The sequence below is a fragment of the Streptomyces sp. NPDC002513 genome, from assembly GCF_053595355.1.
The window spans coordinates 75,502-99,591 of record NZ_JBSFXK010000004.1; the positions used below are offsets into that span (position 1 = coordinate 75,502).

Genomic DNA, 24,090 nt, shown 5'->3' on the forward strand with positions numbered 1-24,090 from the left:
GCGTACGGGCAGCGTCTGCGCGAAAGCACGTAGGACTGCTGCGCGTTCCTCGGGTGGCGTGCCGCGAATGGCTATGGCGAAGGCGGCCAGGAATCGAGTTGGGATGTCCGGCCATCGACCCGGAAGACTGCGGCACCGGGGCCTCCTGTCGCTCTATGGGTTCGGCATCCACGAGTTGTTCAGGAGGCCCCGTCCTCATGCTCTGGCCACGGCAGGATCACCCAAACCAGGAACCCGCGTTCGACCGCCGCCGCTCAAGATCGGAAAGACAACAGCTTCCTACTTGACCTGGACCGTCGATCCGGCCATCTACCGCGTGCCCGGCACCACCGATGGACACATGGAAGGGGTGCCCTTCCCCGACAGCGGAAGGGCACCCCAAGGACGGTCAGCGGTGATCGTAGCGGCCGTGGCCCCAGTGGCTGTGGCCCCAGCCGCGGTTACCCCAGCCGCGGTCACCCCAGCCGCGGTGGCCCCAGCGGTGGTCGCCCCAGCCGTGGTTACCCGAGCGGTGGTCGCCCCAGCGGCCGTCGCGGTCGCCGCGGCCGTCGCGGTCGCCGCGGCCGTCGCCGTAGTCACCATGGTCGTGGTCACGGTCGTGCGTGGCATGAGATGCCACCGGGGACGCATAGGGTGCGGCGCTGGCAACACCGGCGCCGCCCAGCAGAACGGCAGCCGCGACGCCCAGCGCAGCGGCAGAACGGGAAACCCGCATTCCGTGCTCCTTTCGCAGCAGGCGCCTGATGCGCCTGCCTGGTCAGACACGTCAATGTTTACAGCCGAAATGTTCGGTTGAATCAGAAATTCAGCCAAAGACACCTTTTTTGATGGTGTGTGGTGAGTCAGGAAACCGGCGCCAGGCGTGTCGGCGTCACGCGCGCGCACGCGAACCGGAGGCCCGCTCCTCGCGTCCACCAGGGAGAACTCGCACCACACGATCCTGCCGAAACCGGGCTGCCCACCCCACACTTGTCCGCGCCACCCGCCAGGCGCCGCACCGGACCCCGGCTGTGCGGCACCGACGTACGGCAACCGCGGCAACCGGTCCCGTCCTGCTGACCGGAGGCGGGCCGGGCTCTGTGTCACGGGCTCGTGACACTTCTCGTGACAGACGTGACATACCCGCGACGCGCCTGTGACAGCGATCTCCGAACTTCCCCGCAGAGGGCCCCGTCAAATGGGGTGTCCGACAGAGAGCCGGACAGAAGACCGGAACACAACCGCTGAGGACCCCATGTCGAACCGTCGCACGAACCTCCGCCTCCGTACGAGCGTCGTGGCCCTGACCAGCGCCGCCGCCCTGATGGCTCTGCTCACCGCCTGCAACGGCAACGACTCGCCGAAGGCCGTCTCCGGCAACGCCGCCCCCGCACCCGGCGACTCCGCCACCACCGGCGCCACCACGGGTAGCGGTGGCGGTAGCGATGCCGCGTCGACGACGGGCTCCACCGGTTCGACCGGTTCGACCGGTTCGACCGGTTCGACCGGTTCGACCGGTTCGACGGGGAGCAAGGGCGGGGCCACCGGCGCCAACGCGGCGGCCGGCGGCTCGGCACCCGCCTGCCAGGCCTCCCAGCTCGGCTACTCCTGGGCGGGCACCAGGACGGCTCCCTCCGGTGGCAGCGGCCAGATGCAGGCCATCGTGGCGCTCACCAACAAGAGCGGGCATGCCTGCTCCATGCACGGCTTCCCGGGCGTCGACCTGATCAACGGCGGCGCGCAGTGGTCACTGCAGCGTGACAACGTCACCCCGCAGACCGTCACGCTGACCAGCGGCGCATCGGCCCACTTCGCCATCACCTACCTGGTCTCGCAGAGCGGCGACTCCGCCGCGTTCAAGCCGACCACGACGGTCATCACCGCACCGAACCAGCGCAGCTCCTACGACCTGCCCTGGCGATTCGGCCCCATCCTGAAGCAGGACGGCGCGACCCACCCGGGGACGTTCATCGATCCGGTCGGCAAGTGACGGGCTCCCGTACACAGACCTGGGGAGGGGCCGGGGCGACCGGCCCTTTCCCACGCCCGGAACCGGATAAGGTCCGGCGCGGAGCTTGAGACGGGCATCTGCCGAGTACGGCAACACCCGGCAACCGGCGACGCACAGCACCTGTCCCCCTCGTCATGACCGTGGCCGACGCCCGCGGGACTCACCCGTGTGTGGATACGCGGCGCCGGATCGGCTGCGGCGCCGCGCCCGCGACGTCACCCTCAAGGACGGTGCCGATTTCGGTCGGGTGGTCGCCCGGTGACGGGCGTCATACGCGCGGATCGCCGGCCGGCACCCGCGGGGATCAGCGGGCGATCTGCGTGACCCGCCACAGGCGGCGCGGCAGTTCGCCCTCCTCGAAGGCGTGGAGGTCCACGGGTTCCCAGTCGGCGGCCAGCTCGTCGACAAGGCGGCGGGAGAAGAAGTGCACGGCGAAGCCTCCGTGCTCGTAGATGTCGTCGCCGTGCGCCGCACCGGTCCCGTAGTGGGCGTCGCCGGTGTGGCGCACGGTGTAGACGAACAGGCCGCCCGGGCGCAGGACGCGCCGGACCTCTCCCACCAATGCGTGGATCTCGGCGGTGGACAGGGCCATGCACAGCAGCATGTGTGCGAAGACCGCGTCCACCGAGGAATCGGGCAGCGGCAGCGGATCGCGGACATCGTGGACCGTGGTCGTCACCCGCTCGGCGAACCCCTCGGCGCGGGCCGCCTCGCCGAGCTGCGTCAGCCCGACCGCGCTGAAGTCGGTGGCGTGGACGGTGAAGCCCTCGCGGGCGAAGTACAGGGCGTCGCGGCCGTGCCCGGAACCCAGCTCCAGCACGGTCTCGGCGCCGGCCGCGCGGAAGAGTACGGCGGCGCTGACCGCGGGTTCGGAGGGCTGCTCGCCGTACATGCCCGGGTGCGTGGTGTAGGTGCGTTGCCAATGGCGCTGCTGGCCGGCGCCGAGGTCGCCGTGATGGTCCTGCATGGCACCTCCCACGTTCGTGCCGTTCCCGCTGGTGAACGGGCTCGCAGAACAATCCTCGCACCGTGCGGGAGCGGCCGGGTGCACGGGGTCGGTGCCCGGGCCTGGGGGCTGGGACCGGGCCTGGGGGCTGGGACCGGGGATGGGGGCTGGGACCGGGGATGGGGGCTGGGACCGGGGATGGGGGCTGGGGATCGGCCTGAGGCCGGTCTCAGGCGACCCCGAGGAAGCGCAGTACCGCGAGCACCCGGCGGTGGTCCGCGTCCGCCTTCGGCAGGTCGAGCTTGGTGAAGATGCTGTTGATGTGTTTGGCGACCGCGCTCTCGCTGACCACGAGCTGCTCGGCGATCCCGGCGTTGGACCGGCCGCCCGCCATCAACTCCAGGACCTCGCGTTCCCGCGGGGTGAGCCGGTCCAGCGGATCGCTGTGGCGGCGCACCAGCAACTGGGAGACCACCTGCGGGTCCAGTACGGTGCCGCCCGCGGCCACCCGTCGCACCGCGTCGGCGAACTCCTCGACGTCCGCGACCCGCTGCTTGAGCAGATACCCGAGCCCCGATGTGTGGGCGGACAGCAGATCGGCCGCGTACCGCTCCTCCACATACTGCGACAGCAGCAGCACCGCCGTGCTCGGCCACTGCCGCTTGATGACCAGCGAGGCCCGCACTCCTTCGTCCGTGAAACCGGGAGGCATACGGACGTCCACCACCGCGACGTCCGGCCGGTGCTCCTCCACCGCCGTCAACAGTGCCTCGCCGTCGCCCACTTCGGCGACCACCTCGAACCCCGCCATCTCCAGGACCTTGACCACGCCGATCCGAAGCAGGACGGAGTCCTCGGCGATCACAGCACGCACGGCAACTCCACGGTCATGACGGTCGGCCCCCCGACGGGGCTGTCGACCGACAGCGTGCCATCGACCGAGGCGACCCGCTTGGCCAGCCCCATCAGCCCCGTACCGCCGCCGAGTTCGGCGCCGCCCATCCCGTCGTCGCTGACGACGACCAGCAGGGTCTGCCCGAATCGCTCCACCGTGACCTCGGCGCTCGAGGCCTCCGCGTGCTTCACCACGTTCGTCAGTGCTTCGGAGACGACGAAGTAGGCGACGGCCTCGATCGTCGGCGACGGCCGTGACGGCAGGTTCGCCGTCACCCGTACCGGCATGGGCGCCCGGGCCGCGAGGCCGGAGAGCGCGGCGTCCAGGCCGCGGTCCTCCAGAACGGCCGGGTGCAGCCCGCGCACCAGACTGTTCAGCTCCTCTATCGCCTCCTTGGCCTCCCGGTGCGCCGCGTCGATCACCTGGAGGGCGTCCTCGGGGAGGTCACCGAGCGTGGCCTTGGCGACCCCGAGATTGACCGCCAGGGAGACCAGACGCTGCTGGGCGCCGTCGTGCAAGTCGCGTTCGATGCGGCGCCGTTCGGCGTCGGCGGCGTCCACCAGTCCCGCCCGGCTCTCGGTCAGGGCCTCGACCCGGCGCGCCAACTGCTCCTCACGGCTGGGCCCGAGCAGCACGGTCGCGGCCTGGGTGTCGAGCCGGGCCAGGGCGCCGGACAGCCACGCCGCCGCGTAGAGCAGGGCGATTCCGACCGCGGTGACGTATGCCGCCCACGTGGTGTACCCGGGGTGGTCGACGCGCCAGTCCAGCGGCACGAGCCAGAGCCACCCATAGACCGAGGCGGCCGTGCCGGCCGCGGCCCATATCAGGAGCACAAGGGCCCCGGCGAGGGCCAGGAGCGGGCCGGCCAGCAGGTGATACCTGAGCTGCCGCCCTCCCGCCGGGGACCGCAGCCACTCGGACAGCGGGGGCCGCCGCCCCTCGTACGGCGCGGGGATGCGCACCCCCAGCCGGGCGCGGAAGCGGCCGAGCTGCGCCCCGGTCAGCAGCGGCCCGGCGAGCACGACCGCGGCGAACGGGACGAGGACCGCGAGAAGGACGGCTCCCCCCGAGACCGGCACGAACAGGATCCACGGCAGGGCGATGACGAACAGGACGCCGAGCTGGATCAGGACACCCGTGGCAAGGAACGCGACCGGTCGTCCGGCTTCTCGGAACGGTCGCCGCATCACACGCCGCAGGCGGGTGGTTGGGGTCATGCGAAAACGGTAGGTGCCGCGGTCAGGGGCGGTCCATGGGGCAACGACCCGCTTCGGGGGTGTAGCTGGCACCACCCTCGAACGGATACCAGCGTTACTGACTGTGACCGCCGCACGGCGGAGGCTGGAGGTCGTGAAGGAGAGCCGGGAACACGAGGAGTCCGAACCGATGAGTGCGCTGAGTGTCTTTGCGGAGTCGGGTGAGGAGCACAGGTCGACCGGGCGGCGGGTGCGCCGCCGGTGTCGCTTGGAACACCTGCTGGTCGTCTGCGGACTGGCCCTGCTGCCCTGGCTGGTCGTGCTGGCCCACGGCCTGCCCGGCACCGCCACCGCCGCGAACTGGCGCACCGTCTGGATAGGCCTGGACAGCCTGGAGGCGCTGGGCCTGATCACCACAGGGCTGCTGGTCGTACGAGGCCACCACATACACGCCCTCACGGCCACGGCCACCGCGACACTGCTGGTGGTCGACGCCTGGTTCGACACGCTGACGGCGGCATCGGGCGGGGATCAGGTGTCGGCGGTGGTGACGGCGCTCGGCGCGGAGCTGCCGCTGGCGGTGGTGTGCGTCGCACTCGCGGTGAGGGGCCGCGCCCGCCCTACGGCCTGACCGCCGACCTCCGCTTCCCTTCCCCTACGGCCCGACGTTCTGGTGGGACTGGACAGGTGAGGTGTGTGTCTGTCCGGCGCCCTGTTCCTCGATGTCCTCCGCATGGCTCCGGCGCGGCTCGGCTCGGGCGTGTGGCGCGCTGGTTAGCTAAGATTTCCGGACAAAACGGTCTCTTCGGCGGAGCGAGGCGGACATGGGCGACGTGAATGAGGTCAACAAAAGAATCATCGGTCAGTTCCGGGCACAGGGCGGCGTCGTGGGGGGCCTCTTCGAGGGCAAGCATCTGTTGCTCCTGCACACGGTCGGCCGCCGTACCGGCCAGGCGCGGATCAATCCCCTGGTGTACGCGGCCGACGGGGACAATCTGCTGGTCTGCGGCTCCGCGCGGGGTGCGGAGAAGGATCCGGCGTGGGTGGGCAACGTCGCCGTCATGCCCGAGGTGACCATCGAGGTGGGCGAGCTGACGCTGACGGCGACGCCGACCGTCGTGCCGCACGGGTCGCCCGAGTGGGAGCGCCTCTACGGGATCTGGTCGGCGTACTGGCCCGACAGCACGGAGTACGAGACCAAGACGTCCCGCAGGTTCCCCATCGTGAAACTGGAGCCCGCGCCCTCCGCCCAAGGAGGCGCAGGCTGAGCGCCGCTCGGAGTGCCTGCCGTGTCCAGGCCGGTGAGGTGGGCTTGGGCGTAGGCGCGGAAGGCTGCACGACAGGGGATGCGCCGTGCGGAACATGCACGGGACCCGTAGCGCAGCGCGGTCACCGGGTGGGAGCAAAGGCCGACCGCCCGCCGTCGTCGGTGCAGCGCGCGGAGGGCCTGGCGTACGGGAGCGGCAGATGAACGTCCATCAGATCTGGATCCTCGGGGCCACCGGCCGGTCCGGTCGGGCGATCGCCGCGCGGCTGGCGGCCGACCGGGTGCCGCCGGTCCTGGTGGGGCGCGATCCCGGGCGTCTGCGCGAGCTGGCCGGGACGCTCGGCGGTGGAGCGCGGACCGTGGTGGCCGGGTCGGTCGACGCCGTCATGGCGCTGCTCGCCCGGCACGCACCGGCGGTCGTCGTCCATACGATCGGTCCGTTCACCGAGACGGCGGTACCGATCGCCCGCGCGTGCCCGCCCGGCACGCACTACGTCGATCTCGCGAACGAGCTGGCCGCCGTCACCGGGCTGCTGGGACTGAATGACGAGGCGGTCGCGGCCGGACGGTGTCTGGTGACCGGTGCCGGGTTCGGTGTGCTCGCCACCGAGAGCGTCGTACGGAAACTGTGTGCGGACCGGCCTGCGGCGACGCGTGTGAGGGTCGACGCGGTGCCGAGGGGCAGGGCCAGGGCGGAGCCGGTCGGCCCTGCCCTGGCGGCGAGCGTCGTCGACAGCCTCGCGCTCGGCGGACGCCGCTATGAGCGCGGCCGTCTCGTACGCGCCCGGCTCGGGGCCGACGCCGAGCGCGTCGCCCTGCCCGACGGGTCGACGGTGCGCACCGTCGGCGCTCCGAGCGGTGAGCTGGAGGCCGCCCGGCGGGCCAGCGGTGCTCCTTTCGTGGTCGCCGCGTCGAGCATGGTGCCGGCCGGGCGGGCGGTGCGGGCCGTCCTGCCGGTGGCGGCGGTGCTGCTGTCGCGTCCGGTGCTCGGCCGCGTGGCCAGGCGGCGGCTCGCCGGGGTCCGGGGCACGCCGGGTGAGCGGGGCGGGGAGTTCTCCTGGGCGCGGGCCCGGGTTCAGGGTGCCGACGGCGGCATTCGGGAGGGATGGCTGCGCACGGGGGAGGCCATGGAGTTCACCGCCGCGGTGGCGGCCGAGGTCGCGAGCCGTCTCGCTCGGGGCGAGGGCTGTCCGGGCGCCCACACGCCCGGCTCGCTCTTCGGCCCGGAGCTTGCCGTGACGGCGGGCGGGCGGTTCCTCCTCGACGGGGACGAAGGGACGGCGTGAGCACACGGCCCGCGCCCCCTCGTGACGGACTCGGCGCCCTGCGGCAGCCCATGGCTGCCTGCTGACGCGGGTCACCGGTCCGCCGGGGCGGACCCGCGCGGAGCGTGCGCCCAGGAACTAGTGCCGCGGCACTAGCGTGCGCCCGGGAAACGAAGCCGCGTCGCGTACGCCGAGGGGATGAACGTGCGCGGGAGGGGCGGAGTCGGGGCGGCTTCCCCGTGCTCCGTGGCGGACCGCGGCGGGCCCCCGGCGTCCTGGCCGCGGCGCTTGTTGCGGGGCGTGCGCTGGGGCCACCACAGGACGTAGGCGGCGGAGCCGACCGCGAACGCCAGCCGGATCAGCCCCCGGGCGGAGTCGGAGGGAACCAGCAGCGCGCTGCCGTACAGCGAGATCAACGCGATCCAGCTCACCCAGGGCACCAGCCGCCGCTGTCCGATCGAGTCCCAGATCAGCGTGCCGAGCAGGACCGAGGCGTTGTAGTACGTGTACACGCTCGGGTCCAGCACGATGCGCGCGTCGGCGGCGAGCAGGACCACGGCCGCCCAGCGGTGCCGGAGCACCGCCAGCGCGCCCAGACCGATGCCGAGCACCATCTGCGCGGGCCGGTCCCACCAGGGGGTGGCGGGGTCGTCCACGCCGAACCAGCGCAGCGCCGACGCCGACTGGTTGGGGATGGTGAAGCGGGCGGCGGCCAGGGTGTCCATATGGGTGAGGTAGAACGGCAGCCAGGCGGTGGCCACCAGCCCGACGAGCCAGGCGGCCGAGCGCAGCCGCGCGGGCCGGGGCAGGACGAGCAGCAGCGGCAGAAAGCCCACCGCCCACGGTTTGGAGTCCACGGCCAGCGCCAGGAAGACGCCGACGGCGAGGGCGTTGCCGCGCGCCAGCGCGCGGACCGCGAAGGTGGTGAAGAACAGCGCCAGCACGTCGTCGAGGTGCGCGAACCGTACCGAGACCTCCACCCACATGGGGATGAAGGCCGCTCCGGCCACCAGCACCCGCTGCTGGAGGCGCCGGTGGTTCAGCCCGGTGCCCAGATTGTGCTCGGCTGCCGCACGGCCGATGAGGACCAGCATGTACAGCCCCAGCCCCGACATGAACGCCTCGGCCAGGTTCTCGCCCACCGCCGCGGGGAAGGGTGCGAACAGCCCGGCGACCAGGAAGCTGACCGGTCCTATCTGGAGTTCGGGATGGTTGGCGTAGAGGGCGAGGCCGCCGCCGGGCACCTGGCTGAACAGCAGTTCCTCACCGGTCTTCAGATAGTGCCAGGACACGGCTCCGTGGCGTTCGGCCACGAAGAACCAGACAGCCGTCCACAGGGTCAGCAGCGCATGGTGCCACCGCACCGGACAGCGGCCGATCCGGCCGATCCGGCCGATCCGGCCGACCCGGCCGACCCGGCCGGTCGGTGTTCTGTCCCTGGACACGGCTCCCGCCGTCTCCGCGTTCCGCACGTTCCGTCCTTCCCCTCTGGCCGCGTCCGGCGCGGGGGTGGCCCGGAACGCGGCCGCCGCGCGTCGCCGGAGGCCCGGCAGAAAGTGGACCCGCCCGCGTCTGTGACCGTCCACCCGACCCGCAGAAGCGGTGACAACCGTGCGGCACCCTTCCCGTACGGGGACGGCCGTCTGGGTCGCCCCGGAGCCGGGAACCGATCGCCGGGGCCTCGGGGGCCTGTCGCGCATCGCCGGAAGCATAGCGAGACGCTTGCCAATTTGCGCAACTGTAGAGTGAACTCTCGGTGTGTACGAAGTATGTGCGAAGCATGTGTGAAGCGCGTGCCGGCCAGGCATGCCGGAGACCCTGGAGGATCGGCCATGGCCCCCACGCGACCAGCCATGGACCCGGACATATGCGGCCGGTCCCCCGGCGGTGATGTCGCCGCCGCCCGGAGCACGGCCGTCGGGCGATAATCCGGGGCATGGCCGCACCGCCCCCGACCCCCGTCCGCGCACCACACCGGGCCGGGTGTGCCCGACGGCTGCCGTCCGGGTCCCGCGTCACCGGAACCGGACCGTCCATGGCCGCGCGGACCACCCCGTGAGCCTCCCCGCACCGCACCGGCGCCTGCTCGCCGACGTCCTCGCCGTGGGCGCCCCGTACCCTCTGGCGATCGCCGGTGGCTACGCGGTGCTGGCGCACGGACTGGTGGACCGGCCCAGCCGGGGCGTGGACGTCGCCACCCAGAGCCCGGAGCCGATGGAGGACATCGCCGCCGCCGTTCGGGCAGGCTTGGCGGAACGGGGCTGGCTCGTCCGCTCCCTGGAGGCGGACCCGCTCTCGGCCCGACTGGTCGTCGCCGACCCGGCCGGGGGCGAGAAGACGGAACTGAACGTCCTCAAGGAAGTGCTGTGGCGTCCGCCTGTCTTCACGAAGCTGGGTCTGGCCCTCTCCCTCGAGGACACCGTGGGAACCAAGGTACGCGCCCTGGCCGACCGCGGCTTCGCCCGGGACCTCATCGACGTGCACGCCGCCTCGGACCGCTGGAGCCGCCCGGAGCTGGAGGAACTCGGCCGGCGCCACGCCCGCGACACCCTCGACCTGACGGATCTGCAGGCCCGGCTGGCCGGCGTGGAATGGGTCGACGACAGGGAGTTCGTGGTCTACGGGGTCGGCGGCGACGCGCTCGCCGAACTCCGGAGGTGGGCACAGGAATGGGCGGACGACATCGCGGAGCGGCTCGCGGAGTCGGAGGAACCGCCCGAGGGGTGAGGCCGCCGCGACCGCCGAGGACCGAGAGGATGGTGATGACGCCGCGTCAGGTCGCAGAGCTGTAGAGCCGTAGAGCCGTAGAGCCGTAGAGCCGTAGAGCCGTTCGGATTCTTGACGAACTCCTGACGTGTCGGCCGCATCCGGCGATCCGGTCCGCAGTGTCACCGTGGGTGTCACTCATCGACACCCTGTGAGGGAAGTGAAGTGCATTGGAAGGCACCGTCGTCGCCGTCGTGCTGGTGGCCGTGCTGGCCCTGCTCGTGCTGCGCAGTGGGATGCGGGTGGTCAACCAGGTCGAGCGTGGGGTCGTGTTCCGCTGGGGGAAGGCGCTGCCGCACTACCGGCATCCGGGCATCACGTTCCTGATCCCGGTCGCCGACCGGATGCGCAAGGTGAACGTGCAGGTGGTGACCCTGCCGGTACCGACACAGGAGGGCATCACCAAGGACAACGTCTCCGTGAAGGTCGACGCCGTCGTGTACTTCCGGGTGGCCGACCCGCTGCGGGCCGCGATCGAGGTCCAGGACTACGTCTTCGCGGTCGGCCAGGTCGCCCAGTCCTCGCTGCGGTCCATCATCGGCAAGAGCGACCTGGACGATCTGCTGTCCGACCGCGAGCGGCTGCACGAAGGGCTCACCCTGATGATCGACAACCCGGCCGCCGGATGGGGCGTGCACATCGACCGGGTCGAGATCAAGGACGTCCAGCTCCCGGAGTCGCTGAAGCGGTCCATGTCCCGGCAGGCCGAGGCGGAGCGCGAGCGGCGCGCACGCGTCATCACGGCGGACGGCGAGTTCCAGGCGGCCCGGCAGCTCGCCAACGCCTCCCGGATCATGTCGGACACGCCGGAGGCCATGCAGCTGCGCCTGCTCCAGACGGTCGTGGAGGTCGCGGCCGAGAAGAACTCGACCCTGGTGATGCCGTTCCCGGTGGAACTGCTGCGGTACTTCGACCGGGCGGCCCGTCAGTTCGGCCCCGAGGAGGGCCGTACGAGCGGAGCCGGGGACACCGTCGACGGACAACCGGCCACAGGCGGACAACCGACCGCAGGCGGACAACCGGCCACGGGCGGCCAGCCCACCCCCGGCGGACAGGTGACAGGCGACGGACAGGTGACGAGCGACGGACCGCCGGCGGGCGACAGGCAGTCGGCCGGGAGCGGGAGCCCTCGGCCCGTCGATCCGCGGCTGTCGACGGCGGTGACCGCCCCGGTGAACGAGACGCACGGCACCGGCGCCTGACCCCCCGGCCCGGCCTCCTCGCGGTCCCGGACCTGCCCGGCCCGGGGCCGCGAGGGCCGTCTCAGTCCTGTCGGGCGTCCCGGCCGGGATGCCGGACCGGCCTCGGAAGCGGCCCCGCGGCGGTCCTGGCCGTCCCGCCGGACGGCCGACGACCGGCCGCCGCGCCCGTCGCAGTCCGGGCCAGGGCCAGGGTCGCCAGCAGCGACAACGTCGCCATCAGCGTCATCGCCTCCCCGGGCGCGGTGAGCTGGGCCAGCGTCCCCGCCAGGGCCGCGCTCACCCCCTGCATCGTGAGCATGCCCGCCGAGTGCAGGCCGAGGGCATGGCCGCTCAGCTCCTGAGGGGTCAGGCTCATCAGGCGTTCCTGCTGGATGAGGCTCGCGCCGAAACCCACCGAGGCGACGGCCGCGCAGGCAGCCGCCACGGGCACGGCGGGGTGCAGCGCGAAGAGCAGGTACGGGGTCGCCAGGAGCAGCAGGAACGGGATGCCGAGGCGGCGGCGCAGGACGGGCGGAAGGAGACGGCCCGTGGTGACGTCCCCGACGAACATGCCGAGCGCCGCGCACGCGAACAACACGCCCGCCCGGTCGGGTGCGTAGGAGACGAACAGCGACTCACAGCCGACGACCAGGCCGTTGGGAACCCACAGCAGGAGGTAGGTGGTCCGGCGGGGCGGGGACGACCACAACAGCGCGTTGGTGCGCCAGGTCTGCGCGATCGACGGACGGCCGGAGGTACGCGGGGCGCGGCGGGTCAGACCGAGGCCGGCGGCCGCGGCCGCCGCGAGATACAGCGCCGACGCGATCAGCAGTGTCGTACGCGGGGACAGGACCGTCACCAGGACGCCGCCCGTCGCGTAGCCGCCGATCTGCAGGATGCCGCTCATCATGTTGAAGACGGAACGGCCCAGCAGGTAGCCGTCCTTGGACAGGATGTCGTTGAGCAGGCCCCAGCGGACCCCGCCGCCGAGGGACTGCACCAGCCCCAGCAGCAGGACCAGCGCGAAGACCGCGCCCAGCGGCAGGCCGGGCACCGCCATCGCCGCCGTACCCACCGCGAACGCGCAGGCGATGCCCGTCATCGTGGCGCGCGGCGGCAGCCGGTCCGCCGCCGACAGCAGCGTCGTCGCGCCCACGACCTGCGCCAACTGTGGCCCGAACATGCTCACCGCGGAGAGCAGGGGCGAGTCGGTGGCCCGGTACACGAGCGTGCCGAGCGCCAGGCCGCCGAGCGTGGAGGCGGCCGTCTGGAGAGAGGTCGACAGGAAGAGCGGGGTGAACTCCCGGGTGCGGAAGAGGTCGGAGTAGCTGCGCATGAGCGGAGTCTGAGCGGGCGCCGGAGCCCGTCGTTAATGTTTCGCGTACGTGCGAAAGGTCGCCGCCGGCCGATGACGTCGGTGACGCACGGGCGCGGGCGGCCGACGACGCCGATGACGTACGGGCGCGGGCGGCCGACGACGCCGATGACGTACGGTCAGCGCCGGCCGGTGAAGCCGACGACACCGATGACGGGGGGAGGACTGCGCACCATGAGTCTCTGGTACGTCAACGCCGACACCCTCGCCGGAAGCCGGTTCGTGCTCTCGCCGCTCGCGGATGCCTTCGCGAGCCTCCAGGTGCTGCACACGGGCACCGCCAGCCACCCGGGGGAACGCGCCTGGCTGGACATCCACCTGCCCGCCTACCGCCGACTGCTGGCCGGTGATCCCGTCACCGCGCTGCTCGTCCGCGGCGGCCTCGGCAGGGAGTGGATCGCGGACTTCCTCACTCCGACCCCGAGGGACGGCGAGACCTTCGAGGAGGGGGTCGCCCGGGTCCGCGCCGTGTCACCGGCCGCGGCCCGCGCCCATCTCGCCCTCTCCCTGCGCGGGCCGGTCCCGGCCCTCCTGGACCGCGACGATCTGCCCGAACGGGCCGCCGAACTGCTGACCTACGTGTGGACGCGGACCGTGCTGCCCACCTGGGACCGGCGGCGCCACGTCCTGGAGGCGGATGTGGCCACCCGGACGGCGCGGCTCGGCCGGGACGGCTGGGCGGCCGCGGTGGACACCCTGCGGCCGGGCCGGACGCGCTGGCTCGGCGGGAACCGGCTCCAGGTCAACCTCCACACGTATCCGCCGCGTGAGATCTCCGGCGCGCAGCTCGTGTTCGTCCCCGTCACCCCGCAGACCGGCTGGGTCTCCTGGGAGGACCACGACCGGTACGCCGTCGTCTACCCGTGCGCCGGCGTGCTGGCCGGCGGGCCGCAGCGGACGGTGCCGACCAGCCTCGCCGCACTGCTCGGGCCGGCCCGGGCCCGGGTCCTCGTCCTCCTCGACTCGCCCATGAGCACCAGCCAGTTGGTCGCCGTGACCGGGCAGGGGCTCGGCTCGGTCGGGCGCCATCTCAGAGTGCTGCGGGACGCGCGGCTGGTGGAGCGGCGGCCCGCGGGACGATCGGTGCTGTACGCGCGGACGGCCGCGGGTGAGGTGCTGGTCACAACGCAGCGCGACTGACGGGGATATCACGGAGCGGAGTTAGCATCCGCTGCATGACGACTACTGACAACACCGCCGGATCCGTCCTCGACGTGGAGATCGACGCGCTGCAGGGCGGCCCCGCGCGGCTGTCCCAGTACGCGGGCAAGGCCGTGCTCGTGGTGAACGTGGCCTCCAAGTGCGGACTGACGCCGCAGTACGCGGGCCTGGAGCGGCTGCAGGAGCGGTACGCGCCGCTGGGGTTCACCGTGCTCGGGGTGCCCTCCAACCAGTTCCTCGGGCAGGAGCCCGGCAGTGCCGCGGAGATCGCGGAGTTCTGCTCGGCGACGTACGGCGTGACCTTCCCGATGACCGAGAAGATCGAGGTGAACGGCGAGGGGCGGCACGCGCTGTACGACCGCCTCGTCGGCTTCACGGACGCCGAGGGGCACAGCGGGGACATCCGCTGGAACTTCGAGAAGTTCCTGGTCGGCAAGGACGGCCGGATCGTCGCCCGGTTCTCGCCGCAGACCGAGCCGGAGTCGCCGGACGTGCTGGCGGCCGTGGAGAAGGCCCTCGGCTGAGCCCGCGCAGGACCGAGGCCCGCGCCCGACGTCGCCCCCCGGGAGCCCGGGCCCGTGCTTGACCTTGCCCCTGGGGCAGACGGGAGCGTCCTCGTCACCGGGCGGAAGGCGTACGGTGACGGAGGATGACGGGGTGACCGACGATCTGCTCACCATCGGCGTGTTCGCCGCCCGCTCGCGGCTGTCGCCGAAGGCCCTGCGGCTGTACGACCGGCTGGGGCTGCTCGCGCCGGCGTACGTCGACGAGACCAGCGGCTACCGCTACTACCGTGCCGACCAGGTCGAACGCGCCCGCACGGTGGCCCTGCTGCGCCGGCTCGACATGCCGCTCGCGCGGATCGCCGAGGTGGTGGCGGCGGGCGAGTCGGACGGCGTCCGGGCGTCCGCGCTGCTCGCCGACTACTGGGCGGGCGTCGAGGGGCGGATCGCCGCGCAGCGGACCCTCGCCGAGTACCTCCGTGGACGGTTGTCGGGCAGGAGGTCCGAGATGTACGGGAAGTTCGCGGTGGAGACGGTGGACGTGCCGGAGCAGGTACTGATCACCGAGAAGCGGCATGTGGTGGCGGAGGAGCTGCCGGCCTGGATCGGGGCCTCGCTGGGGCGGCTGGAGGCGGCGGCGCGGGCGTGGGCCGGGGTGAGCGGGGCGCCGTTCGTGGTCTACCACGCGGAGGTGTCGCAGGAGAGCGACGGGCCCGCGGAGGCGTGTGTGCCGGTGGCCGACGAGCGGGCGGCGCGGGCGTGGGCCGGGAAACAGGGGCGGGCGCGCCGGACCGGGGTGCGGGTGGAGCCCGCGCAACGGCTCGCGTACACCCGCATCACCAAGGCGCAGGTCGCCCATCCGCAGATCCTGGCGGCGTTCGAGGCGGTGGAGGCGTGGGTCGCGGAACAGGGGCTCGAGTACGCGGGCCCCTGCCGGGAGGTGTACTTCGCGGACTGGGACGCGGCGGGGCCCGAGGACCCGGTGTGCGACGTGGCGTTTCCGGTACGGGACCCCGCCGGGGCCGGGTCGTAGGACGGGGCGCCGGCCGGGGCGGAGTCGCAGGGCGGAACGTCGGCCAGGGTCGCACGGCGGCGCGATCCGGGCGGACGTACGACGAGCGGCTCGCGCGACCCGGGCGGACATACGGCGAGCGGCTCGCGCACCCCGGCCGGACGTACCGCGAACACACATGGCTCGCGCACCCCGGCCGGGTGCCCCGTCGTCAGCGCAGTTCCTCCGGGCACGGCGTCCCCCGGGGTAGCTGGTACGGCGCCGCCAGGCGGTAGGTGCCGGCGCGCGGGGCCACCAGTTCCGTCCACTTGTCACCCGAGGCGTCCTCGGACGTCTCCATCAGACAGCCGTTGACGTTGTCGTACGTCTTCGGCATGCCGTCCGGGCGCTGCTTGGACTCCTCCGTCTCCTGCGGGGGCTTGACCCCCTTGCCCTGCGTGTCGACCAGGCCCAGCCACGGCGAGTACGGGACCCGGATGAGCACCCGGCCCGCCTTCTTCACCTCGATCGTCAGCTCGCCCTGCGCCGCGCGGTCGACGATCGCCGGGGGATCCGCCAACGGGACGGGGTCGGTCACCGCGAACAGCCGCCAGTTGGCGTCGCCCCAGATCTCCTTCAGATACGGCATGCCCCGCTGGACGAGCTGCCGTTCGCGTTCGCCGCCGTTCCCGTCGGGCTCGTCCTTCGGCAGGACCACGTAGTGCACCGCCCAGCGCTGGAGCCAGGTGTGGTAGTTGGCGGAGTTGAGCGTGTCGTCGTAGAAGAGCGGGTTGCGCTCCATGTCGGCCTGCCGGTTCCAGCCGCGGGCCAGGTTCACATACGGGGCCAGCGCCGACGCCTCGCGGTGCGAGCGCGCGGGGACCACCTCCACGCGGCCCTTCTCCGCGCCCACCACCTGGAGCTGGTTCACCAGCGGGGCCAGCTCGCGCGCCCAGGACGCCGCCGGGGTGGTGTGGACGATGTCGTCGACCGTCTTGACGCCGATCCAGGTGGTGAAGCCGACGATGGCGAGGACGGTGACGTACCACGTGCGGCTGCGCGGCACCGTGAACGGCAGCGCCGCGACCAGCGCCACACCCGCGAACAGCATCGACAGCCGGGTGATGTTCGACCCGATCTGGGAGCTGATCAGCCAGACGAGGAGCACGGACAGCCCGTACACCGCCGCGGTGATCCGTACCGTCTGCCACTCCTTCGGGACCAGGAGGAAGACCAGGACCGCGTAGAGGAACGGCAGGATCACCGTCGCCCAGGTCATCGGCTGCGTACCGGAGAACGGGAACAGCCAGGCCGAAAGGGCCACCACCACGGTCGGCGCGAGGCCGAGGGCCCAGGCGCCCGGGAGGCGCTTCTGCAGGAACAGCGCCACCGCGACCAGGCCGACGAACAGGCCCGCCACCGGGGACGACATCGTGGCCAGGGCGGCGAGCGGGGCGGCGCACAGGGCCTTCGCCCAGCGTTTGTAGCGCCAGCGGTACGGCCAGCAGAAGACGCACGCCGTCGCGCCCAGGGCGAACATCGTGCCGAGACCGAACGTCACCCGGCCCGAGACGGCGTTGCACAGCAGCGCGAACACCCCGGCCAGGGCGGGCCACCACGGCTCGCGGACCGCACGGCTGCGGATGAGGATCAGCGTCAGCAGGCCCGCCGAGACCGTCCCCGCGATCATCATCGTCGTACGGACGCCGAGCACCGCCATCAGATACGGCGACACCACGCTGTACGACACCGGGTGCATGCCGCCGTACCAGGCGAGGTTGTACGCCGAGTCGGGGTGCCGCCCCACGAACTCCGCCCACGCGTCCTGCGCGGCGAGGTCGCCACCACTGTTCGCGAAGGCGAAGAACCATACGAGGTGCAGCAGCCCGGCGACGGCCGTGACCGTGAGCACGGGGTGCCTGCGGGCCAGGTCCGCGCCGCGCGAGGACCGCAGACGGGTGAGCAGGATGCGCGGCCGGGGCGCGGTGTTCCCGGGCCGGGCGCCGGGAGCGTCCTCGGGGGACGGGGGTGTGACCGGGTGCATGCCCGCGTCAGCGGTGGGTTCGGCCGGTGGTATTCGCCGGCCCGTGGTCCGGGCCTGATGACGGCCCCGATCGGCGTCGTCGGCGTGCGTCCGCTCCGCTGTGGCCACCTGAAGGCACTCCCCGTGTCCCGTTTCTGTTCTCGCCCCGTGTCCGGTTCCGTTCCCGCCCCCCCGCCCGGACACACGCGAGATTTCCGTCACCGTTCCGACGGGGTTCTCTCGGAGGTCCGCCCCGGGTCAGGCGTCGCTGCTCGCGACCCGTCCCGGTCTCGCGACGCTAGCACGCACCCCGCCGGCGGGCTCCCGGGTGGGGGCCGCCGACGGGGTGCGCCGTGTCGTGTCCGCCGGACGGACCGGTGGGCGGTTCAGCCCAGCCGGGTGAACTTCGCGCCGTAGCCCGGCTCGCCGAGGTCCTTCTGGAGAGCGACCGGAATCGTCACGGCGTGGCTGGAACCGTCGCCGACCGTCAGCTTGCCGACGACCGTGCCGGCCTTCGCCACGTGCGGGACCGCCGTCTTGCCGTCGCCGCCGATGGAGAGCTTGGTCCGCAGGCCCGGCCAGCCGACCGCCGTCATGTTCCGGGTGGCGACCACCGGCGTCCGCCCGCCCATCCGGTCGTCCACGTACCCGACGACCTCACCCTTCTTCACCACGGTCGCGGTGGTCAGGCTCTGCTGGACCTTGTCGATCAGCTTCTGGCTGTTGGTGATCGCCAGTTGGAGGCTGTCCCAGACGCGGCCGGTGTGCGCGTCCTGGTTGAGGACCGCGCCGTAGATCGTCTGCGTCTTGCCGTCGACGACCTTGGTGGCCGCCCACACCAGGTTGCCGCCGGCCGGGGTCGACGAGCCCGTCTTCAGACCGATCACGCCGACCTGCTTCACCAGCAGATCGTTGTTGTTGTAGATCGTCCCGGTAGGACCGGGGATGTCCGCCTTGGCCATGCCGACGATGCCGCGGAACACCGGGTTCTGCATGACCTTCTCCGCCAGCTTCAACTGGTCGACGGCGGTGCTCACGGTCGACTTCTCCAGACCGCTCGGGTCCGTGTACGTGGTGTCCGTCATGCCGAGCTGCTTGGCGGCGGCGTTCATCTTGCCGACGAAGGTCTTGTTGTCCGAGTCCCAGCGGGCCAGCAGCCGCGCCGCGTTGTTCCCGGACGGGATCATCAGCATCTGGAGCATCTGCCGCTCGGTGAACACCTGACCCTTCTTCATGGTCGCCGTCGACTCGTCCCCGATCTTGGACTCGTCCTCGGCCTGCTGGTCCGCCGTGATCTTCGGGCCGCCTTCGTTCCCCTTGAGCGGGTGCTCCTGGAGGATGACGTACGCCGTCATGATCTTGGTGACGCTCGCGATCGGCCGCGGGGTCTGCTTGCCCTCGACGCCGACCACGCCCACACCCTCGACCTCGATCGCCGACTGCCCCTGCCCCGGCCAGGGCAGAGCGAGCTTGCCGCCGCCGAAGGTGTACGTCTCGTCGGCGGTCAGCCCGAGGGCCGGGGTCGGCAGCGGACGGACGGCCTGCACGATCGCAAAGATGACCACGAGCAGTACGACGAGCGGGGTCCAGATCTTGATCCGCCGCACAACGGTGCGCACCGAGGTCTCCGGCGGCGGCGGAGTGTTCGTCAGCTCGGCGAGCAGGTCCAGCGGGGGCTTCGGCGGCAGCGGCTGCTGGGTGGTGCGCTCGGGACCGACCCGGGGCAGAGCGGCGGTCGCGTCGGCGGGGGTCGGCCGCGCGGGCTTGGGCGATGTGGACTTGGGCTCGTCCAGCGGCTTGAGCGCGACGAACTTGCTGGTGCGTTCGGCGTCGGACTCGGGCTCGGACTTGGATTCGGCCTCACCCTCGGGCTCGGGCTTGCCGGACGCCGAGTCGGATGGCTTGGCCGCCCAGGAGGGACCGGACTTTCCGAACTTGGCCGACTTTTCCGATGCTTCGGATGACTCGGTCGACCCGGATGACTCGGATGACTCAGACGGCTTGGCCGACTTGGCCGACTTGGATGACTTGGATGACTTGGTGCCGCCGCCGAGCTTGAGCATGGTGGTGGGCTGGTCCACGGCGGGCTTGCCCGCGGAACCACCGGAGCTGCCGGACTTACCAGCCGTGCCGGGCTTATCCGACTTCTCAGATGCCTCGGACGACTCAGAGGACTCAGACGGCTTGGATGGCTCAGACGGCTTGGACGGCTTGGTGCCGCCGCCGAGCTTGAGCATGGTCGTGGGCTGATCCACGGGCGGCCGACGCGGGGCCTTGAAGACGGCGGTGGGCTGATCCACGGCGGGCTCGGCGTCGGCGGCCCCTGCCGGGTCCTCCTCGGCCTCCGGCTCTTGGGCGCCCTCGGCACCGGCCAACTCCGCATCGCCGCCAGAAGAGCCGTCAGACGCGGCCGCCTCCACGGAGGTTGCCGCGCCCTCGTCCTCGCCCTCGGAGGCGCCGGCGGCCCCCTCCGGGACGTCCTCGCTCCTCCCCTCCGAGGCGTCCTCGGTCTCTCCCTCGGACTCCCCGGACTCTTCGGGTGCCTCATCCGACGCGCCCGCGGCCTCCCCGGTCCCCGCGTCCACCGCATCAGCGGACCCCGCGCCACCGGACCCCGCCTCGCCGTGCTCCGCCTCGCCGTGCTCCGCCTCGCCGTCCTCCGGATCGCCGGACCCCGCCTCAGCGGAGCCCTCGTCAGCGGACCCTTCGCCGCCGGAACGGACCTCCGCCGTCTCCGACTTGGCCCCGACGCCCTGGGACCCGGTCTCCGCCTCCGACGCGCCCTCGGCCCCGTCCCCAGCTTCCGTCTCGGCCTCGTCCGCACTCCGCGCCCAGGCCGCCAGCGAAGCCTCCTGCCGCGCGCCGCCCCCGGCGGACCCCTTCCCGGAACCGGTGGGCCTCATGGACGCCGTGGACGCCGTAGCTCCCGTAGACGTCGCAGAACCCCCGGCCCCCTTGGAGCCGGCGGAACCCCGAGCCGCTCCGGATGCCCCCTCGGCGGCCGGGGCGGCCGGGTCCGCCGCCGTACCGGCGGCGTTCCGCAGCTCGCGCGTGGACAACACCGTCGTCGCCTGGTCGACCCGCACCTTCTTGCCGGCCATCGCCAGCCGGGGGTCGCGGCCGCCCGCGGCCGGCCCCGGAACCGGATCCCCGCTCCCCGACGTTGTTTCCATCGACGACTCGTGCTGCCTCGACCTGTCGGGGGACTCGCCCGCCACCGATGCCTCCTCCTTGCGCCACGCACCCGCTCGCGCGCCTTGCCGAACCATGAACCGCCACCCGGACATCACTGCCCGAACCATGTACCAGTGTCCTGTGTGAGGACTTGACCCCTGGGCTAGACGAGAACGACATACATACCGGTTCCACTACATTCCGGTCACGCACCCTCGACAGACCAATGTGAGAGGGGTCACCCTGTCATTCATCCACGCGGGGAGGCATGGATGGGCAGGAGCCGCAGAACAATTCCGGAGGAGCTTCTGCTGCTGGCACTGGACCCGACAACGGGTACCACTGCGCAGCCGCAGTCGCTCGACCTGGGTCTGGCCGGAGCACAGCTAGTGGAGCTGGCGCTGGCCGGACGGATAGCCCCTGACGGGGATCGTATCGCCGTGGTGGTACCACGGCCGACTGGAGATCCGACTCTGGACTGTGCGTTGGAGTTGCTGCGCAGGCGCGGCGCTCCGGTACGGGCGGTCCACTGGATCGGCGGGCCGCGTCTCGGGCTGCGTCAGACGTATCTGTCGCATCTGGAGCGGTGCGGCATGGTCCATGCCGTGCCGGGTCAGATGTGCGGGGTGCTGCCGACGACGCGCTACCAGGCGACGGACACCGCCATCAGCCGGGAGATCAGGGCCCGGCTGGATTCCGCGATCCGCACCGGCGTCCCGCCGGACCCGCGGACCGCGGCGCTCGCCGCACTGGCCCACGCGGTCGGTCTCGGCAAGCACCTGTATCCGGGCAACGAGGGACGCTCGTCCCGTTCCCGGCTGCGGGATCTGATCAGGCACGACCCCATGGGCGGCCTCGTGGCGCACGCCGTGATGGACGTCCAGAACGGCGCGGTCCCGCAGCCGCGGCGCAACCCGGCCCCACCGGGCCGCCAGGCCGCCGCCGCGGCCAGGCCCGCGCCGGAACCCGCCCACGGTGTTCCGATGCAGCCACGCCGCGAATCCATGGCACGCGTCGTGGCCCACTGAGCCGCCGTCACGACCCGGCGCACACGCCGTCCCGGAACCCGGTCCGGGAACCGTCGGCCCGCGCGGGACGATGAGACCGTACGTCCCCAGGACGGCACGGCCTCACCGCCCCGCGCGGCCGTATGCCGAGACCGGTACGGACCGCACGGCACACGCGCGTGCCCCGCCCCGGCCGACCGAATCCCGGCCGGGCGGCGGCCAAGCGGCGCGTCTGCGGCACATATCCGCCGTTTCCCAGCGGTAGAGAGCACCTTGGTGGCAATCTGCTCAGCAGCAGATACGGAAAGTAGAGGCAGTAGCCGGAGGTGCGCGTCCGTGGCGTCGAATGTCAATCCCACCGTCCGGCGGCGCCGGCTGGGGCAGGAGCTGCGCCGGCTCCGTGAAGTCAAGGGCATGACCGCCGAAGAGGTCGCCGAGCGACTGCTCGTCTCCCAGTCGAAGATCAGCAGACTGGAGAACGGCCGTCGCAGCATCAGCCAGCGCGATGTCCGCGACCTGTGCGGCGTGTACGAGGTGGAGGACCAGCGCGTCGTCGACTCACTGATGGAGATGGCGCGCGATTCCCGGCAGCAGGGCTGGTGGCACGCGTTCGGGGACATCCCCTACAGCGTCTACATCGGGCTGGAGACGGACGCGGAGTCGCTGCGGGTCTACGAACCCCAGGTCATCACCGGTCTGTTGCAGACCCGCTCCTACGCCGAGGCCCTCATCCAGGGCGCGCTGCCCGAGACGTCGACCACGGACATCGAAAAGCGTGTACAGGTACGGATGCGGCGCCAGGACCGCATCGACACCGAGAACAACCCGCTGCGCCTCTGGGTGGTGCTGGACGAGGCCGCGCTGCGCCGGGTCGTGGGCAACAACCACGTGATGCGGGAGCAGTTGGACCACCTCGGCGAGCTGTCCCACCTTCCGCATGTCACCGTGCAGGTGCTGCCGTTCGGGGCGGGCGCGCATCCCGGCCTCAACGGACAGTACGCGATCCTGGAGTTCGCCGACGCGGCCGACTCGAGCGTCGTGTATCTCGAGGGTGTCACCAGTGACCTGTACCTGGAAAAGGCCAACGACGTGCAGAAGTACGCCGTCATGTACGAGCATCTGCGGGCGCAGGCGCTCAGCGTGGAACAGTCCCGCCAGTTCATCGCAGCCGCGGCCAAGGATTACGCGGATTACACGCGATGAGTCCCTCACCGGGCCTTTGCACGGCCGGGCGGCGGATCGTACACCAGCAAAACCTTCAGGCGGAAGACTTGACTGAAATATGCCATCCGGTCGAGTGAATGGCCCCTGCAAGCAAGGAAGTTGCCGAGTAGCTTCGATCACGCCATCAACCCAACGCGTTGGCGCGAATCGGGCCGCGGGCACCGACTGGGCCCGCGGCGCGATGACAACAACTCAGCAGTCAGCAGCTCAGCAACTCGCTACGGAGTGAACATGGCCGTTCTTCAAGGGGCCACGGAAACGTGGACCAAGTCGTCGTATTCGACGGGCAACGGCGCCTGCGTCGAGGTCAAATCGCCCATCGTGGCGGCGCTCGCCGTCCGCGACTCCAAAAATCCCGAGGGACCCGTCCTGGCATTCCCGGCCGGTGCCTGGAACGCCTTCGTGACGTCGATCAAGTAGCACCGAACCCCACAACTCCCCATACCGCAACGACAGTGCCCTCTCGACTGGCCCGCCGTCCCGGCCGAGGGGGCACGTCCCTGTCGTCGGGCGAGTGAGCCGGGGCAGCGCCGCACGGTTCGGCGAAGGTCGCTCACATACCGGTCCGTCCCCGGCACCGTCGGCAGGAACGGCGCCACCGGTTCCACCCGCCCCAGCCCCGCCTCCGCCACTGCCCCCGCCCAGTCCCGTGAAGTGTGCCTCCCGGCACTGTCCCGGGGCCGCCGTCTGCCGGGCTCAGGAATGGCGGCGGCTCGGTGGTCTTCACCGGCACGCAGTCCTCGGTGGCCGCCCGCCCCAGGTGCGGCAGACGGCCTACGCGGCCTCGAAGTCCCTGCTCGTGAACGCCGGGGAACTGATGCGCCGACCGCCGACCCGTTCCGTCGGCGGCTTCGTGGTCTTGCTGACGTGGCCGAATGCCCCGCGTCCCCCCTCCGGGCCATACGGGACCCGCATCCCGTATGCCCTGTCCAAACACGCCTGATCCATCGCGCCTGATCCATCGCGCCCGATTCATCAGGCCCGATCCAGCGGACGTTTCCCGACTGGCGAAGTGCCTGCTCATGGTGTGGTCCGCGTCAGGAGCACGACAACCGGCCTACGAGTCAAGAGAAGGTAAAATCGTTCGCCTTGCTGACCTGTGTTCATATCCATGACCGTCAAAAGT

General features: G+C 71.7%; 20 protein-coding genes. 12 read left to right on the forward strand and 8 right to left on the reverse strand.

Annotated elements, in window-relative coordinates:
• Positions 1-388 precede the first annotated feature (388 nt).
• Positions 389-715: a hypothetical protein gene (locus ACWD5Q_RS04400; RefSeq protein ID WP_451425493.1), complete on the reverse strand. Its 327-nt coding sequence runs from the start codon at positions 713-715 to the stop codon at positions 389-391.
• A 519-nt stretch (positions 716-1,234) separates the two neighbouring features.
• Here ACWD5Q_RS04400 and ACWD5Q_RS04405 point away from each other — a divergent pair.
• The gene (locus tag ACWD5Q_RS04405; protein WP_451425494.1) at positions 1,235-1,969 is read left to right on the forward strand and encodes a DUF4232 domain-containing protein; all 735 of its coding nucleotides are present in this window, start codon (positions 1,235-1,237) and stop codon (positions 1,967-1,969) included.
• Between the two features lie 325 nt (positions 1,970-2,294).
• On the opposite strand, the gene ACWD5Q_RS04410 is transcribed toward ACWD5Q_RS04405, so the two are convergent.
• The 3 genes from ACWD5Q_RS04410 to ACWD5Q_RS04420 all read right to left on the reverse strand — a co-directional run bounded on the left by ACWD5Q_RS04410 (position 2,295) and on the right by ACWD5Q_RS04420 (position 5,048).
• Positions 2,295-2,957, reverse strand: a complete 663-nt coding sequence (locus tag ACWD5Q_RS04410; RefSeq protein WP_451425495.1) for a class I SAM-dependent methyltransferase — start codon at positions 2,955-2,957, stop codon at positions 2,295-2,297.
• Between the two features lie 208 nt (positions 2,958-3,165).
• On the reverse strand, positions 3,166-3,810 hold the full coding sequence (locus ACWD5Q_RS04415; RefSeq protein ID WP_451425496.1) for a response regulator transcription factor: 645 nt from the start codon (positions 3,808-3,810) through the stop codon (positions 3,166-3,168).
• Positions 3,798-5,048 (reverse strand): histidine kinase, encoded by a 1,251-nt coding sequence (locus ACWD5Q_RS04420; protein WP_451425497.1) that lies wholly within the window; start codon positions 5,046-5,048, stop codon positions 3,798-3,800. The genes ACWD5Q_RS04415 and ACWD5Q_RS04420 overlap by 13 nt, the downstream gene beginning before the upstream one ends.
• Before the next feature lie 169 nt (positions 5,049-5,217).
• Between ACWD5Q_RS04420 and ACWD5Q_RS04425 the strand changes: the two genes are divergently transcribed.
• From ACWD5Q_RS04425 to ACWD5Q_RS04435, 3 genes are all read left to right on the forward strand, one after another.
• Entirely contained in the window at positions 5,218-5,658 is a 441-nt protein-coding gene (locus ACWD5Q_RS04425) for a hypothetical protein (RefSeq protein ID WP_451425498.1), read from the forward strand.
• Between the two features lie 193 nt (positions 5,659-5,851).
• On the forward strand, positions 5,852-6,295 hold the full coding sequence (locus ACWD5Q_RS04430) for a nitroreductase/quinone reductase family protein (RefSeq protein WP_451425499.1): 444 nt from the start codon (positions 5,852-5,854) through the stop codon (positions 6,293-6,295).
• A 199-nt stretch (positions 6,296-6,494) separates the two neighbouring features.
• Positions 6,495-7,580, forward strand: a complete 1,086-nt coding sequence (locus ACWD5Q_RS04435; RefSeq protein ID WP_451425500.1) for a hypothetical protein — start codon at positions 6,495-6,497, stop codon at positions 7,578-7,580.
• Between the two features lie 131 nt (positions 7,581-7,711).
• Here ACWD5Q_RS04435 and ACWD5Q_RS04440 read toward each other — a convergent pair whose 3' ends face one another.
• Positions 7,712-9,031, reverse strand: coding sequence for a hypothetical protein (locus ACWD5Q_RS04440; protein WP_451425501.1), 1,320 nt, complete (start codon positions 9,029-9,031; stop codon positions 7,712-7,714).
• 583 nt (positions 9,032-9,614) lie between these two features.
• Here ACWD5Q_RS04440 and ACWD5Q_RS04445 point away from each other — a divergent pair.
• Together ACWD5Q_RS04445 and ACWD5Q_RS04450 are read left to right on the forward strand one after the other, a co-directional pair.
• Positions 9,615-10,286, forward strand: a complete 672-nt coding sequence (locus ACWD5Q_RS04445; protein ID WP_451425502.1) for a nucleotidyl transferase AbiEii/AbiGii toxin family protein — start codon at positions 9,615-9,617, stop codon at positions 10,284-10,286.
• Positions 10,287-10,495: 209 nt separating this feature from the next.
• On the forward strand, positions 10,496-11,527 hold the full coding sequence (locus ACWD5Q_RS04450; protein ID WP_451425503.1) for a slipin family protein: 1,032 nt from the start codon (positions 10,496-10,498) through the stop codon (positions 11,525-11,527).
• Positions 11,528-11,588: 61 nt separating this feature from the next.
• Here ACWD5Q_RS04450 and ACWD5Q_RS04455 read toward each other — a convergent pair whose 3' ends face one another.
• Positions 11,589-12,842 carry an MFS transporter gene (locus ACWD5Q_RS04455; RefSeq protein ID WP_451425504.1) on the reverse strand — a complete coding sequence of 418 codons (1,254 nt, stop codon included), beginning with the start codon at positions 12,840-12,842 and terminating at the stop codon, positions 11,589-11,591.
• A gap of 213 nt (positions 12,843-13,055) precedes the next feature.
• Here ACWD5Q_RS04455 and ACWD5Q_RS04460 point away from each other — a divergent pair, with 213 nt between their 5' ends.
• From ACWD5Q_RS04460 to ACWD5Q_RS04470, 3 genes are all read left to right on the forward strand, one after another.
• Complete coding sequence (locus ACWD5Q_RS04460) at positions 13,056-14,021, forward strand: ArsR family transcriptional regulator (protein ID WP_451425505.1); 966 nt, start codon at positions 13,056-13,058, stop codon at positions 14,019-14,021.
• Between the two features lie 35 nt (positions 14,022-14,056).
• The gene (locus tag ACWD5Q_RS04465; RefSeq protein ID WP_451425506.1) at positions 14,057-14,566 is read left to right on the forward strand and encodes a glutathione peroxidase; all 510 of its coding nucleotides are present in this window, start codon (positions 14,057-14,059) and stop codon (positions 14,564-14,566) included.
• A gap of 133 nt (positions 14,567-14,699) precedes the next feature.
• Positions 14,700-15,578 (forward strand): MerR family transcriptional regulator, encoded by an 879-nt coding sequence (locus ACWD5Q_RS04470; protein WP_451425507.1) that lies wholly within the window; start codon positions 14,700-14,702, stop codon positions 15,576-15,578.
• 190 nt (positions 15,579-15,768) lie between these two features.
• Here the strand turns inward: ACWD5Q_RS04470 and ACWD5Q_RS04475 are convergent, their stop codons facing one another.
• Together ACWD5Q_RS04475 and ACWD5Q_RS04480 are read right to left on the reverse strand one after the other, a co-directional pair.
• Positions 15,769-17,688, reverse strand: coding sequence for an MFS transporter (locus tag ACWD5Q_RS04475; RefSeq protein WP_451425508.1), 1,920 nt, complete (start codon positions 17,686-17,688; stop codon positions 15,769-15,771).
• A 257-nt stretch (positions 17,689-17,945) separates the two neighbouring features.
• The gene (locus ACWD5Q_RS04480) at positions 17,946-20,828 is read right to left on the reverse strand and encodes a D-alanyl-D-alanine carboxypeptidase (RefSeq protein WP_451425509.1); all 2,883 of its coding nucleotides are present in this window, start codon (positions 20,826-20,828) and stop codon (positions 17,946-17,948) included.
• A 177-nt stretch (positions 20,829-21,005) separates the two neighbouring features.
• Here ACWD5Q_RS04480 and ACWD5Q_RS04485 point away from each other — a divergent pair, with 177 nt between their 5' ends.
• From ACWD5Q_RS04485 to ACWD5Q_RS04495, 3 genes are all read left to right on the forward strand, one after another.
• Entirely contained in the window at positions 21,006-21,761 is a 756-nt protein-coding gene (locus ACWD5Q_RS04485; protein WP_451425510.1) for a GOLPH3/VPS74 family protein, read from the forward strand.
• A 315-nt stretch (positions 21,762-22,076) separates the two neighbouring features.
• Positions 22,077-22,943: a helix-turn-helix domain-containing protein gene (locus ACWD5Q_RS04490; RefSeq protein WP_451425511.1), complete on the forward strand. Its 867-nt coding sequence runs from the start codon at positions 22,077-22,079 to the stop codon at positions 22,941-22,943.
• 252 nt (positions 22,944-23,195) lie between these two features.
• The gene (locus ACWD5Q_RS04495) at positions 23,196-23,384 is read left to right on the forward strand and encodes a DUF397 domain-containing protein (RefSeq protein WP_451425512.1); all 189 of its coding nucleotides are present in this window, start codon (positions 23,196-23,198) and stop codon (positions 23,382-23,384) included.
• The last annotated feature ends 706 nt before the right edge of the window (positions 23,385-24,090 follow it).